This window comes from Streptomyces sp. S.PNR 29, assembly GCF_030386795.1.
Classification (GTDB): domain Bacteria; phylum Actinomycetota; class Actinomycetes; order Streptomycetales; family Streptomycetaceae; genus Streptomyces.
Genome location: NZ_JANUQM010000021.1, coordinates 45,797 through 58,510, shown reverse-complemented (window position 1 = coordinate 58,510; position 12,714 = coordinate 45,797). Strand labels below are relative to the sequence as shown.

Genomic DNA, 12,714 nt, shown 5'->3' with positions numbered 1-12,714 from the left:
CCGCTGGCAGGATTCGGCGTTGCGGCAGCCGGGGCCCGCGGTGGCGAGCGGTCATGACCGTAGGCATGCGATTCCCGGATTTTCAAAGACGATCAGGGCTTCTGAGATCTATCTCTCAGCGCTTTTAAATCGGGCATTCAGTGCGAACCGGGGCGCGAACTACCCCTGTTCTTCCGCTACTTTTCGCCCGATTCGGCACCGACGGCGAGCGTCTCACCGGGGACGATACGGGCCGGATCGTCCCCGATCGCCTTCTTGTTCCGGGCATAGAGCTCGCGCCACCCGCCCTGGAGGTCAAGGGAGTCGGCGATGGACGCGAGCGTGTCGCCGGGGCGGACGGTGTACGCGTCGTCGCCGCGCGCGGCGTGACGACCGGAGGAGGCGGCGGCGTCACTGTCGGCCGCGGCCTCCTTCGCGCTGTCACCGCGATGGCGGCCGGTTCCGATGGCTCCGGTGTCCACGAGACTGGAAACGCCGACGTATTGACCGTACTTGTCCGAGTCGTCACCATTCGACGGCGACGACGAGCCACCGGATTCCCCCGAACCGGCCGGATCACCCGGGTGGGCGGAATCGGTCCGGTCGGTCGCCGTGGGGTCAGGGCCGGAGTCGGAGGAGGTGCCGGACTTCCCGGCTTCGCCCTTCGTGTCCGACGACTTGTCAGGTGAGGCCGACGGCGATGAAGATGAGGACGAAGAGGATGAATCGGGCGATGTGAGAGAGTCGAGCAGGCCAGGCGAGTCGGACGAGTCCGACTTGCCCGAAGATCCCTCGTCCCCCACCCCGGTGTCGACGTCCACCGAACCCGAGTCCTTGCTCAGCCCGGAGAGCAGTCCGCAGGTGGGCCAGGCGCCGACACCCTGGTCGGCGAGGATCTTCTCGGCGACGGATATCTGCTGCGACCGGCTGGCCTGGTCGGCGCTGGCCGCGTACTCCAGGCCGCCGTACTTCTCCCAGTCCTCCTGGGACAACTGCAGGCCGCCGTAGTAGCCGTTGCCGCTGTTCTCGCTCCACGCGCCGCCGGTCTCGCACTCGGCGACCCGGTCCCAGGCCGTGCCGTCGGCCGCGCTGGCGCCGGAGGCTCCGAGGAGCGGGATCGCGATGGCGGAGCCGGTCACTCCGGCCGCGACGATGAGAGCCGGAGCCTGGCGGGGGCGACGGTGACGACCGTTCCCGGAGAGCATGCGGAAACCTTTCCCGAGACAGCAGGAGCGACGCGGCGAGCGGTTGGGACTCGGCGCCGCGTTGATCCGTGAACGTATCGGCACTCGATCACTTGTCACAAGTTAATGCCGCGCAGATCACGTGAAGATCACAGAGTGACGGCGCGTCACGTTTGCGCTGGTAGCGGGTGGCTGTCGGGTCGTAGCTCTGTGTCTACCTCGTCGTCCGAGCCGTCGGCGTGAAGGCGACCGGCAGCGTGCGCAGCCCCCGCATGATGAGTCCGCCGCGCCAGCGCAGGTCGGCCGGGTCCGCGGCGAGACGCAGGTCCGGGAGGCGGGTCAGGAGGGTGGCGAGCGCGGTCTGGCCCTCCAGCCGGGCGAGCGGTGCACCGAGGCAGTAGTGGATGCCGTGGCCGTACCCCAGGTGCTGGTTGTCGCGGCGGCCGAGGTCGAGGACGTCCGGATCGGCGAACCGCGCCGGGTCCCGGTCGGCGGCGGCGAGCACGACGAGGACGGGGTCGCCGGGTGCGATGTCCTGCCCGCCGATGGTGAGGGGGCGCGTCGCGAACCGCCAGGTGGCGAGTTCGACGGGTCCGTCGTAGCGGAGGAGTTCCTCGACGCCCGTCTCCAGCAGGCCGCGGTCACCGGCGGCGAGGGACTTCTGGAGCCGCTCCCGCTGGCCGGGGTGGGTGAGCAGGGCGTACGTACCGTTGCCGATGAGGTTGACGGTGGTCTCGAAACCGGCGAACAGCAGGATGAAGGCCATGGCGGCGGCCTCGTTCTCGGTGAGGTGCTCGCCGTGGTCGGAGGCGCGGATGAGACCGGAGATGAGGTCCTCACCGGGACCGGGTTCGGCGGGCAGCGCTTCCCGTTTGCGGTGGATGAGGTCGGCGAGATAGCCCCGCATCTTCTTCACCGACCGCGCGACCCCGCCCCGGGGCCCTCCGCCGTGCCGGATCATCATGCCCGCCCAGTCCCGGAAGTCGTCCTGGTCCTCGCGGGGAACGCCGAGCATGTCGCAGATCGCGTAGATGGGGAGCGGGAAGGCGAACTCGTGGATGAGGTCGGCGGAGCCCTGGCCGGCGAACCGGTCGATGAGCTGGTCGGTCAACTCCTGCACGCGGGGCGCGAACTCGGCGACGCGGCGGGGCGTGAACGCCTTGGAGACGAGTCTGCGCAGGCGGGTGTGGTCGGGCGGGTCGATGTTGAGCAGATGCGTCATCAGCTCGGCCTTGCGCTCACCGGGAATGCCGGTCTTGCCCTTGGCGTGGGCGGGTTCGTCGTGATGCGCCGGGTTCTTGCTGAGCCGCTGGTCGGCGAGGGCCTGCTTGGCGTCGGCGTACCGGGTGACCAGCCAGGCCTCCACCCCGCTGGGGAGCCTCGTGCGGTGCACGGGGGCGTGCTTGCGGAGCCAGGCGTAGGCGGGGTACGGGTCGGTGGCGAACTCCCAGGTGAACAGGTCGGGGGGTTCGGGGGTGGCGCTGAGGGGCTGGGGCTGGTCGGTCACTCCTTGACGGTAGCTGGCGGGGTGGGGGCTGCGCCGAGGGACGTCATGGCGGCGGGGGCGGCACCCGCCGGCGACTGGTGTCAGCCCTCCGCGCCCGCCTCCCTCTGCCTGATCGCGTCCCGGTAGGCACGGGCCGCCGCCCGCAGCGCCGCCTCCGGGTCGACCCCCTCCGCCTCGGCACGGACCGCCAGGGCCAGCAGCTCGTAGCCGATGCCCTCGACCGGCGGGAGGGGCACCTCCAGGCCCGCCGTGCGCACCCGGGAGGCCAGCTTCGCCGCGAGGGCCAGGCCGGGCTGGCCGAGGGGTATGCCCTCCGTGATCGAGGTGCGCTGCTTCTCCACGGCCTTCGTGCGCCGCCAGTGCTCCTTGACCTCCTCGGGGGTCGCGGCGGTCTCGTCGCCGAAGACATGCGGGTGGCGGTGGATGAGCTTGGTGACGATGCCGCCCGCCACGTCGTCGATGGAGAAGGGGTCGGCCCCGTCCTCCGGGCGGCCTTCCTCGGCGATGCGGGCGTGGAAGACGACCTGGAGGAGGACGTCGCCGAGTTCCTCGCGCAGTTCGTCGCGGTCGCCGTCCTCGATGGCCTCGACGAGCTCGTAGGCCTCCTCGATGCCGTACTTCGCCAGGCCCTTGTGGGTCTGCTGGGACGACCAGGGGCACTCGGCGCGGATGCGGTCCATGACCTGGACGAGGTCGAGCAGGCGGGCGCCCGGCAGGTCGTAGGAGGCGGGCAGCAGCTCCAGCTCGGGCATGCGGACCCGGCCGGAGCCCGCGAGGCGCGCCAGGCCGTCCGTCAGAACCGGCTCGCCCTCGCCCGTCGCCACGACCACCACCGTGCGGCCGCCCGCGCAGGCGTCGACCAGGTCCTCGGCCGTCGGGGACGCCTCCTGAACCGATATCCCCGCCTCGCGCAGATACGGCAGCTGCGGATGGGCGCCGTCCGCGCACAGCACGCGGTCGGCGGCGTGCAGCGCCTGCCAGGCGGGCCAGGACAGCAGTCCGGGCGCGACGCGGTGGCTGGTGGTGAGCAGGACGATGCGGCCGGCGGCGTCTTCGGGGCTGGTGGGACTGGTTGCGTTCACACTTCGAACGTATCCCACCCCGCGGACAGCCCCATGGGTTGTCCACAGGGCCGGGGGCGCCACAGCCCCGGGGGGGGGCGTTACGCCGTCTGCTGCGTGCCCGTCGCCGAGACGTCCCGCAGCCACGGCGTCTTCGCGTCGACGCGGCTGCTCTTCTGGACGTCCCAGGTGCCGTAGCGCGGGTTGAGGTCGACGTTCAGTGACCTGGAGGCCTCGGACAGGGCCTTCCAGAAGGCCGGCCGGCTCGTGTCGGTGCCGAGCTTCTCGGCGAGTTTCTGGGCCTCCAGCTGGAGGCGGAGGTTCTCGTCGAGGCGCTCCGGGGCGATGCCGTACCGCTGCAGCCACGTCGCCTGAAGCGACTCGGCGCCGCCGGCCTGCTGCTCCAGGGACGTCCGCATCTGCTGGACCTCCTTGCGGGTGACGGTCACGCCCGCGTCCTGGGCGGCGCGGTGCAGCACCCGGTCCAGGACCATGCTGTGCAGGGTGTCGCGGGTGAGGCCGCCGGTCTGGGCGACGGCCTGCTGGTACTGGGCGTCGTTCTGCACGGCCGCCCGCTGCGCCGCGCGCACCTCGCCGACCCGTTCCTCCAGCTGCGCGACGGTGATCCGCTGACCGCCGACGATGGCCGCCGCGCCGGGACGCGCGTCGTTTCCGCAGGCGGTGAGAAGGGGCGCCGCGGCGGCGATCGCGGCGGTGAGGAGGAGCGCGGTGCGACGGCGGCGGTGCAAGGAGACCTCCCGAGGAGATTGCAACAGACAGGTGCGGCGCGCAGCGCCTCGTTGAGGGGTGGTGGTCGGGCGACGGGCGGGCGCACAAAGTCTTGCGGTGATCGATGGTAGGCAGTGGCCAAGCTCTGGCCAACCCATTCGACCAACGATTCGCGACGACTTCGGGCACCGCCGCGCCGCCCGGTCTCGACGACCGTCAGCCGGTGATCGCCACGGGCGCGTCCCACGCGTCGCGGTCCACGGTGATCGTGTAGCCGCCGCGGGTCTCCTTGCTGTTGACCATGTACTGGTGGCCGCGGCTGTGGCCGGTGTACAGGGTCTTGCTCCACGGCCAGTCCGCGGTCGTGGTGTTCTGCTTGTCCCACAGCGCGTACCAGAGGTTGCCCGGCAGGTCGGTGCGGTTGGTGGCGGTGGCGACGGCCTTGGCGCTGGAGCTGCTGAAGCCGTAGAGGCCCGCGCGGTACGTCTTGGCGCGCAGGCCCTTGGTGAAGGCCCGTACGTAGGTGAGCACGGCGTCGTTGCACGCCTTGTCCGCGATGTCGTACGGCTCCATGTCGAGGTAGATCGGGCTGCCCGCCTTCATGCCGAGCGCGGAGGCCTTGGCCACGGCGTCGGCGGCGTCGTGTGCGCCGAGGGAGGCGGCCGTGGTGGCCGTGAGCTTCTCCGGGCTGGAACCCGTCTGGCAGGGCGGCTGCGCGCCGACGTAGAGGGGGATGAGCTTCCAGCCGATCGAGCTGACCGACTTCACCCAGGAGGCGGTGAGGTTGGGCTGGGCGCAGCCCCGGTTCTTGCCGCCCACGTAGACGGCGGCGGCGCCGTAGAAGCCGGTGTGCCAGGCCTTCATCGCGGACAGGGAAGGCGCGGCGCAGGTGTCGAAGGCGCGGCCGGTGTAGGTGCGCTGGGCGGGCCAGGTGGTGGCGGCCATGGAGGTCTGCGCGGCGATACCGGCACCGGCGACGACGGCGGCGCCCGCCACCGCCCAGGTGATGTATCTGCGCTTCTTGGACTGCCGATGGCTGGACATGACCGACCCCACCCCTGATGTGCGTGTGCGATGACCTCGCCGGGCACGGCCGGGACGGCACGTGCGGCGAGTGAAAACAGGTGGCAACCTAACCCGGCGGCCGACGGGTTGGGAAAACGCCGTCCTCATTGCGGCTCAGGATTGCCCCAGCGCATGGCAAAAGCTAGCCGCGCACCTGTCCCAGCCACTGCAGGGTCCGCCGGATCTCCGCCGCGAGCGGGTGCGCGGGGCCGTGGGTGCGCTCCACGTCGTGCAGCAGCCGGACCAGCGTGTCGTGGGCGGCGGCGCGGTCACCGAGGGCGAGCAGGAGGTGGCCGATGCGGCGGCGGACGTCGTGGGCGAGTTCCGGGTCGCCGGCGGAGACGTACTGGTTCTCGTAGTACGGCAGCAGTGCCCGGTACTCGGCGAGCGCCGCCGCCGGTTCGCCGAGCTGCTCCAGGCACTGGGCGGCGTCATAGCGGAAGCGCAGGGACTGCGGGTCGGCCTGGCCGGCCTCGGCGGCGCGTTCGTCGGCGAGGCGGCGCAGTTCGGGCAGTGCGCGCCGGTACTGGCCGTCGTCCATGAGCGTGGCCGCGTACTGCTTGCGCAGGGTGCGGACCACCGGGGAGTGCTCGCCGTGCTGTTCGGCCGCGGCGGGCAGGATCGCGCCGAGGATGTCGACGGCCTGGGTGATACGGCCCTCGCCCAGCAGGCGCTTGACCTCGTCCACGGCCCGGGCGACGTCCGGTTTCCCGGCCGTCTCGGCCACGGGCGTGGCCGGGGCGGGCTGGGGCGCGGGGGTGCGGGCACGGTCCGGCCAGGGCGCGTGCGGGCGCAGGAAGGGGCGTGTGGGGTCGAGGGGCGCCCCGGTCGGCGTCCCGCGCGCGGGCAGAAGCAGCTCCAGGTGCTCGTACACCTCCTGCGCGGAGGCGGGCCGGTGCTGCGGATCCTTGGCCAGCAGGCGCAGGACGAGAGCTTCCAGGGCCTCCGGCACCTCGGGGCGCAGGCGGCGCACGGGCAGCGGTGGCTCGTACAGGTGCCGGTGCAGCACGCCGAGCGCCGTGGAACCCGCGAACGGCACGTCGCCGCTGAGCAGTTCGTGCAGCAGTACGCCGAGCGCGTACAGGTCCGTGTAGGGGCCGACCGCGCCGCCCATCGCCTGCTCCGGGGCCATGTAGGCGGGCGAGCCGATGGGTGTGCCGGTGTGGGTGAGGCGGGTGGTGTCCGCGTCCATGACGGAGGCGACGCCGAGGTCGAGCACGGTGATCGTGCCGTCCTGTTTCACCATCACATTGCGCGGCTTGAGGTCGCGGTGGACGATCGGCACGGCGTGCACGGCGCTCAGCACCGCGCACAGTTGCGCGGCGACCGCGACCGCCCACTGCCACGGGTACGGGTCGTGCTCGGCGAGGTGGTCGGACAGGTCGGCGCCGTCGACGTACTGCATGACGAGGAACAGCTCCTCGCCCTCGCTGCCCGCGTCGTGCACCGTGACCAGGCCGGGGTGGTCGACCTGCGCGGTCACCCGGCACTCGCGCACGAAGCGGCGGCGCAGCTCGTCGGCCTCCTGGCCGGCCACCTTGTCGGGGCGCAGCAGCTTCACCGCCACGCGCCGGTCGAGCCGCTGGTCGTACGCCGTCCAGACCTGTCCCATGCCGCCCTGTCCGATGAGCGTGGACAGTTCATAGCGGCCGGCCACGACTCGTCCTGCCGCCACGGTCACCTTCCGCCCTCGTGGTTGCCGCCGTGCTGCCCTTCCTGCCTGCGCAGATAGTCACTGAGCTCGTCGAGTTCGGCGCGTACCTGGTCGATGCGGGCGGGCGCGGGGCGCTGGGGCGGGGGCGGCGGCACGGGGCCGGGGGGCACGGCGTCGTGGGGCGACGGCGGCTGCGGTACGGGGGCCGGCGGCGTCGGGGCCTGGGGTATGGGCGTGTGGTGCGCGGGGGGCTGCGGGGCGGGCGTGGCCGCGTACGGCGACGCCGGCTGCGGGTAGCCGTACGGGGAATGCACGGCCGGGGCCCGGGCCGGGGCGTGGCCCGCCGTCTGCTCCAGCTCGTGGTGGAAGCGGATGTCCACGGTCAGGAAGTAGGCGGTGGAGGCGGCGCCGATCAGCAGGACCAGGGCCAGCGCGATGTCGGTCCGGCGGTCGCTCTCCGGCAGCGAGCCGACCACCGCGAAGCACGCGATCGTCAGGGGCAGGCTCACCCAGGCCGCCGCCCAGTCCAGGGTGCGTCCGCGCAGGATCGCGACCCGGAACAGCGGAACACAGGCCAGCACCCCGCACGTGAGGAAACCGGCGGCGGCGAACAGCACGCGCAGGGTGATGACGGTTGCCGCGCTGCGGGAGGGCGGCGCCGCGCCGTGGCCGTACATGACTGCTCCTGGACCGGCTTGGTGGAAAGGTCGGGTGCTCTGCTGGAAGTCCGAGCGTATAGGCCGACACGGACAATCGGTCACGGGTTGTACCGAACCGTTGTCGTGCTGATCACTTCTGGCACCGGGACCTGATCGCCTCGGATGCCGGGACGGACTCAGTCGGGTGCCACCGTTCCGTCCGTGAGGCCGTCGTACATCCCGCGCACGAGCTGCTCGCCGAGCCGGCCCGCGAGCCTCAGTACCCGCTCGAACTCGTCGAGGGCACGGAAACGCGCGCCGTAGCGCCGCTGTTCGTCCAGCGGGAGCCGCGGCAGCTGGAGGCGGCGCACGTCGAGGCGCGTGGCCGTGGAGGCATAGCTGCTGGCCTGGCGGTTGTTGGCGGTGCCGCGCAGGAACCCGGCGAGGAACCACGCGTCGAGCGCCGCCGGATCGGGGCGCAGAAGCACGAGGTTGCGCCCCAGGGCGGCGCCTGCGGTCGTGTCGTCGATGACGCGCGCCACCGAGCCGCCGCCGACCACGGGGACGACGACGTCGCCCGGCTCGGTCAGCACGGCCTCCTCGTCGCTCTCGGGCAGCGTGCCGGAGGGGCCGGTTCCGGAGACCACGTCGTGGTCGGTGAGGACCGGCACGCGCGCGTGGCCACCGTTCCCGCCGGTGCGCATCACCAGGGCACCTGCGCGCGCGAGTTCGCTGACGGTGGTGTGCGGCCAGCGGGGTGCGGGCCGCGCGGTGTCGGCGGGCGGCGGGGTCAGGTCGGTCGTCAGACGCAGGGTCTCGCCGAGACGCGCGCGTACGTCGGTGAGCTGTTCGGCGCCGTCGGCGGCCGTCGGGGGCGGGAGATGGCGGGCCGGGGCCAGGTCGACGTCGTCGTCGAGGAGTTCGATGACCGGCACGGAACGGGCGATGCCCGGCCGTTCGTCGATCCGCCCGGCCCGGTCGAAGACACGCCAGGCGTCGAGGACGGCGTCCCGCACGCTCCGCCAGTCCGGACCGCCGCGTCCCTCACCGCCGAACTGCCCCACGTCCACGAGCAGCACCTCCGGCTGCGCGGGCGCCTTCTCGGACCGCCGCAGCACCCACAGGTGGAGCGGGATGTTGTACGGCGGTGCCGCGCCGACCGGCAGGGCGACGACGGCCCGCAGCGCGCCGCGCCGCAGCAGGTCGGCGCGGATACGGCGGCCGGAGCGGCGGGACGCGGTGGCGGGCGGCATGAGGAGGACGGCGGTGCCGCCGTCCCTGAGGCGGGCGAGCGCGTGCTGCACCCAGGCCAGCTCGGACTCGTTGCGGGCCGGGAAGCCGTACTCCCAGCGGGGGTCGTAGGCGAGTTCGTCGTGGCCCCAGTTGCGCTCGTTGAACGGCGGATGGCACAGGACGGCGTCGGCCCGCAGCTCCGGGTAGGCGTCGGCGCGCAGGGTGTCACCGACGGCGCCGCGCACGGCGGCCCGGGTGTGCAGGGCGAGCCGGAGTGCGGTGAGCGCGGCGAGCTCGGGGGCGCTGTCCTGGGCGTACAGCTCCCGGTCGGCCTGTTCGGGGCGGGGGGCGGCGGCGCGCAGCAGGGCGCCGGTGCCGCAGGCCGGGTCCAGGACGGTGCGGGCGGGGCCGGTGAGGTCGGCGAGGTCGGCCATGAGGCCGGCGAGGTCGGCGGGGGTGAGGGTGTACTGGCGCGGGTTGGCGTCGAGGTGCCGGCCGAGCAGGAACTCGAAGGCCTGCCGGGCCCCGAGCTCGGCGGCCAGCTCGGCGGCGCCGCGGAGGAGGGGGGCGGAGGGGAGGAGTTCGGGGCCGGTGGGGGCCAGGGCGGCGGGGCGGGTGTGGGTGGGGGGCGGGGTGGTGCCGGCTGAGGCGACGCCGGGCGAGGCGTTCACGGTGGGCGGGGGGTTCACGCCTTGCGGAGGGTTCACGCCGGGCGAAGGGTTCACACCGGGCTCGCCGCCAGCCGGCGGCACTTTGTGAACCGGCGGCTCGGTATTCACAGGAGATGAGCGATTCACGGTCGACGCCGACCGCTCGGCCGATCCGGTGTGAACCGGCGTCCCCGCGGCCCCGGTGTGAACATGAGACCTGGCCGACTCGCTGTGAACCCGCTGCCCGCCGCGCGCCGCTCCGAACCGCGGTGTGAGCACCTGCTCCAGCGCACCGGGCAGCATGGCGGCGAGCCGTTCGTCGGAGCCCGCGCTCACCTCGAGCCAGACCGTGGGCCGGTCGTGGATGAGCAGCAGGACACAGCCGGCGTGCGCGAGGGCGGTGACGGGTCCTTCGGGATGCCCGGCGAGCTGCTGCCAGACGCGTTCCCGCAAGGGGACCTCGGCGAGTTTGCGGTGCCGGCGCAGCCACGCCTCGACCTCGGCGAGGGCGAAGGAGGGGCTGGTCTCGGTACCGCCCACCGGCTTGGGGAAGTCCGCGTGCCGACGGCGCCAGTTGCTGACGGCGGCGCGGCCGACGCCGGCGAGCCGTGCGATCCCGGCGGCGGTCACCTCTGTCGCGTTGTCCTGCACCCGCCACGCTCCCCTCATCCCGTGTGTGGCGTCGAGCATACCGGCGTACGCGTGATCCGAGCATTCACGGCCGTGCACTCACCCAACTCCGTGAACCGTGTTGACTCGGTTCACAAGCTCTGCTCTCATTGACCTCGCGAACGAGCAATCGCCGAGCAGCGGCGGTTGCCGCCTTGGGAGGGGACATAGTCATGGGCGTGAAGGGCAAGGTGGCGCTGGGCGCCGTCGTGGGGGTCGTCGTCATCGGTGCCGTGTCGGCGAACACCGGTGGCAGCGGAGACGGCGGCGGCTCCGGTAGCGGCAAGGACTCCCCGGCGTCCGCCGAGCAGAAGCCGGGCGGCAAGAAGGACACGGGCAAGGCGCAGGCCGCGGAGAAGAAGGCCGCGTTCGAGGGGGACGGCGACTTCCAGGTCGGTGCGGACATCAAGCCCGGCACCTACCGCACCACCGGCAACTCCGACGGCATGTGCTACTGGGAGCGGGCCAAGGACGCCTCCGGCGAGACGGACTCGCTGCTGGCCAACGACAACGTGACCGGCACCAGCTACGTCACCGTCAAGGCCACCGACAAGATCTTCAAGTCGAGCGACTGCAACGACTGGGAGGCCGTCGACCCGAAGGCGAAGGGCTCCCCCGCCTCGAAGATGGCCGGTGACGGCGGCATGTTCAGGGTCGGTGCCGACATCGCCCCCGGCACCTACAAGTCAACCGGCAACGCCGATGACTCCTGCTACTGGGAGCGCGCCAAGGACGCCGACCACTCGGTCGACTCGATCGTCGCGAACAACAACGTGAACGGCACGGCCGTCGTCACCATCAGCGCCTCGGACGCCTACTTCAAGACCTCCGGCTGCAAGGACTGGAAGAAGACCGGTTGACGGTTGAGGTGCCTTGAAGCTCCTCGAAGCTCCTCGAAGCTCTTTGAAGCTCTTTGAAGGCCGTACCGCGACGGACTACAAGCCGTGCCGCATCCACACATTGGGCTCGACATACACCGCGTAACCACGCTCCGGCTCGCAGCGCACCGGCACCAGTGCGCCGGGCACCTCGATGTCGCCCGCCGTGTCGAAGGGCAGCCCCGTCCAGCGGCGCCACTGCTCCAGTGAGCCGGACACGGTCATGGACGCCGGTGCCACCGAGTCGATGGTGGCGCCGGCCCGGGCGTGCACGCGCAGCCAGGGGTCGTGGGGCAGACCGTCGGGGCGGACGCGATGGGCGTACTCCTCGATCGGCGTGTGCGGTTCCAGGTGTTTGGCGTTGGGCCGGACCGGCGCGACGACCTCGCGGAAGCCGCTCGACCGGGCCTGGTCGCGCATCGCCGCGAGCATCCGGGCGGACAGTCCCCGGCCCTGCATGTGCGGGGCGACGACGATCGAGATCGCGCTGACGGTGTCGGGCCGGATGCCGCGGCGCAGGTCGGAGAAGGCCCACACGAGCACCTCGTCCCAGCCGCGGGCGGGCAGTTCGCCGCGGCCCTCCACGTCGAGAGCGAAGGGCACGCTGTGGGCGTGCGCGACGACCTCGCCCCGCTCGTCCTCGGCGAACAGCACGTACTGCGGGAACTCCGTGGCGATCTGGGGGTAATAGGCGTTGCCCACAGGGTCGTTGACCACGAACTCCGGCCAGCTGTCCGCCATCCCGAGGACCGGCTGCACCATCTCGGGACGCTCGGCGAGGCTCGATACCGTCAGCTCCATGCGCTCACCGTAGGCACCGATCCGGGCGCTCGAAAGCGGTTTTCACGTGTCGTCGGCGAAGCCGGAGGCGGAGGTTCAGGCAGCTCAAAGGCGCCCGGGAGCGCCGCGGGCTCATCGTCGAAGTGGCCCTGACTCACCACGCCGTCCCGGCGTGCTCTCCGCCTGCTGAAGGTAACGCTGCCACGCATCGAGCCCGTCCTCGACGAAGGTCCAGCGCTGCCTGGCCTCGGAGAACTCCTCGGGGGTGAGCCACTCGAGCCATGCGATCTCCGAGGGGTCCACAACGAGCTCGTCCGTGAGCACCGCTTCGTGGAGGCCGAGCCAGTAAGGACTGATGGCCCCACGACACAGGTACTTGAAGAGGAACTTCGGTGACGCTCTGACGCCCAGTTCCTCAACGAGTTCGCGTGCTGCCGCATCCTCGTAGGACTCGCCGACGTCCACGGCACCGCCCACAAGCCAGTTGTAATGCCCGGGAAAGCGGGACACGGTACGCGGCCGTCGATGCACCAGGATCCGCCCGTCAGGACGACGGCAGACAGTTGTCGAGACGCGGTGCAGCCACCCACGTCGCACCGCCTCGTCTCGCTCGACGACTCCGAGTACCCGGTCCTGATCGTCGACCTGCTCCACGAGCTCGCCCATGGCGCACACCGTTGCACACCC

11 protein-coding genes are annotated in these 12,714 nt (G+C 71.9%); 1 reads left to right on the top strand and 10 read right to left on the bottom strand.

Features of this window, described 5'->3' with window-relative positions; translation table 11 throughout:
* Positions 1 to 176: 176 nt before the first annotated feature.
* From NW895_RS38805 to NW895_RS38770, 8 genes are all read right to left on the bottom strand, one after another.
* The gene (locus tag NW895_RS38805) at positions 177 to 1,184 is read right to left on the bottom strand and encodes a transglycosylase family protein (RefSeq protein ID WP_289941786.1); all 1,008 of its coding nucleotides are present in this window, start codon (positions 1,182 to 1,184) and stop codon (positions 177 to 179) included.
* A 193-nt stretch (positions 1,185 to 1,377) separates the two neighbouring features.
* The gene (locus NW895_RS38800) at positions 1,378 to 2,670 is read right to left on the bottom strand and encodes a cytochrome P450 (protein ID WP_289941785.1); all 1,293 of its coding nucleotides are present in this window, start codon (positions 2,668 to 2,670) and stop codon (positions 1,378 to 1,380) included.
* A gap of 80 nt (positions 2,671 to 2,750) precedes the next feature.
* Positions 2,751 to 3,752, bottom strand: coding sequence for a nucleoside triphosphate pyrophosphohydrolase (locus tag NW895_RS38795; protein ID WP_289941784.1), 1,002 nt, complete (start codon positions 3,750 to 3,752; stop codon positions 2,751 to 2,753).
* An 80-nt stretch (positions 3,753 to 3,832) separates the two neighbouring features.
* Positions 3,833 to 4,480 (bottom strand): SurA N-terminal domain-containing protein, encoded by a 648-nt coding sequence (locus NW895_RS38790; protein ID WP_289941782.1) that lies wholly within the window; start codon positions 4,478 to 4,480, stop codon positions 3,833 to 3,835.
* 196 nt (positions 4,481 to 4,676) lie between these two features.
* Positions 4,677 to 5,504, bottom strand: coding sequence for a glycoside hydrolase domain-containing protein (locus tag NW895_RS38785; RefSeq protein ID WP_289941781.1), 828 nt, complete (start codon positions 5,502 to 5,504; stop codon positions 4,677 to 4,679).
* 163 nt (positions 5,505 to 5,667) lie between these two features.
* Complete coding sequence (locus tag NW895_RS38780) at positions 5,668 to 7,164, bottom strand: serine/threonine-protein kinase (protein ID WP_289941886.1); 1,497 nt, start codon at positions 7,162 to 7,164, stop codon at positions 5,668 to 5,670.
* 38 nt (positions 7,165 to 7,202) lie between these two features.
* On the bottom strand, positions 7,203 to 7,856 hold the full coding sequence (locus NW895_RS38775; protein ID WP_289941780.1) for a hypothetical protein: 654 nt from the start codon (positions 7,854 to 7,856) through the stop codon (positions 7,203 to 7,205).
* A gap of 158 nt (positions 7,857 to 8,014) precedes the next feature.
* Positions 8,015 to 10,351: an N-6 DNA methylase gene (locus tag NW895_RS38770; RefSeq protein ID WP_289941779.1), complete on the bottom strand. Its 2,337-nt coding sequence runs from the start codon at positions 10,349 to 10,351 to the stop codon at positions 8,015 to 8,017.
* A 191-nt stretch (positions 10,352 to 10,542) separates the two neighbouring features.
* On the opposite strand from NW895_RS38770, the gene NW895_RS38765 reads away from it, so the two are divergent.
* Positions 10,543 to 11,229, top strand: a complete 687-nt coding sequence (locus tag NW895_RS38765) for a hypothetical protein (protein ID WP_289941778.1) — start codon at positions 10,543 to 10,545, stop codon at positions 11,227 to 11,229.
* Positions 11,230 to 11,304: 75 nt separating this feature from the next.
* On the opposite strand, the gene NW895_RS38760 is transcribed toward NW895_RS38765, so the two are convergent.
* Complete coding sequence (locus NW895_RS38760) at positions 11,305 to 12,048, bottom strand: GNAT family N-acetyltransferase (protein WP_289941777.1); 744 nt, start codon at positions 12,046 to 12,048, stop codon at positions 11,305 to 11,307.
* Positions 12,049 to 12,159: 111 nt separating this feature from the next.
* Positions 12,160 to 12,693 carry an NUDIX domain-containing protein gene (locus NW895_RS38755; protein ID WP_289941775.1) on the bottom strand — a complete coding sequence of 178 codons (534 nt, stop codon included), beginning with the start codon at positions 12,691 to 12,693 and terminating at the stop codon, positions 12,160 to 12,162.
* Positions 12,694 to 12,714: the final 21 nt, after the last annotated feature.

Excerpts from the sequence above, each read along its gene's own strand:
- NW895_RS38805 (WP_289941786.1), bottom strand. The coding sequence starts at position 1,184 with ATGCTCTCCGGGAACGGTCGTCACCGTCGCCCCCGCCAGGCTCCGGCT.
- NW895_RS38785 (WP_289941781.1), bottom strand. The coding sequence starts at position 5,504 with ATGTCCAGCCATCGGCAGTCCAAGAAGCGCAGATACATCACCTGGGCG.
- NW895_RS38775 (WP_289941780.1), bottom strand. The coding sequence starts at position 7,856 with ATGTACGGCCACGGCGCGGCGCCGCCCTCCCGCAGCGCGGCAACCGTC.
- NW895_RS38765 (WP_289941778.1), top strand. The coding sequence starts at position 10,543 with ATGGGCGTGAAGGGCAAGGTGGCGCTGGGCGCCGTCGTGGGGGTCGTC.
- NW895_RS38760 (WP_289941777.1), bottom strand. The coding sequence starts at position 12,048 with ATGGAGCTGACGGTATCGAGCCTCGCCGAGCGTCCCGAGATGGTGCAG.
- NW895_RS38755 (WP_289941775.1), bottom strand. The coding sequence starts at position 12,693 with ATGGGCGAGCTCGTGGAGCAGGTCGACGATCAGGACCGGGTACTCGGA.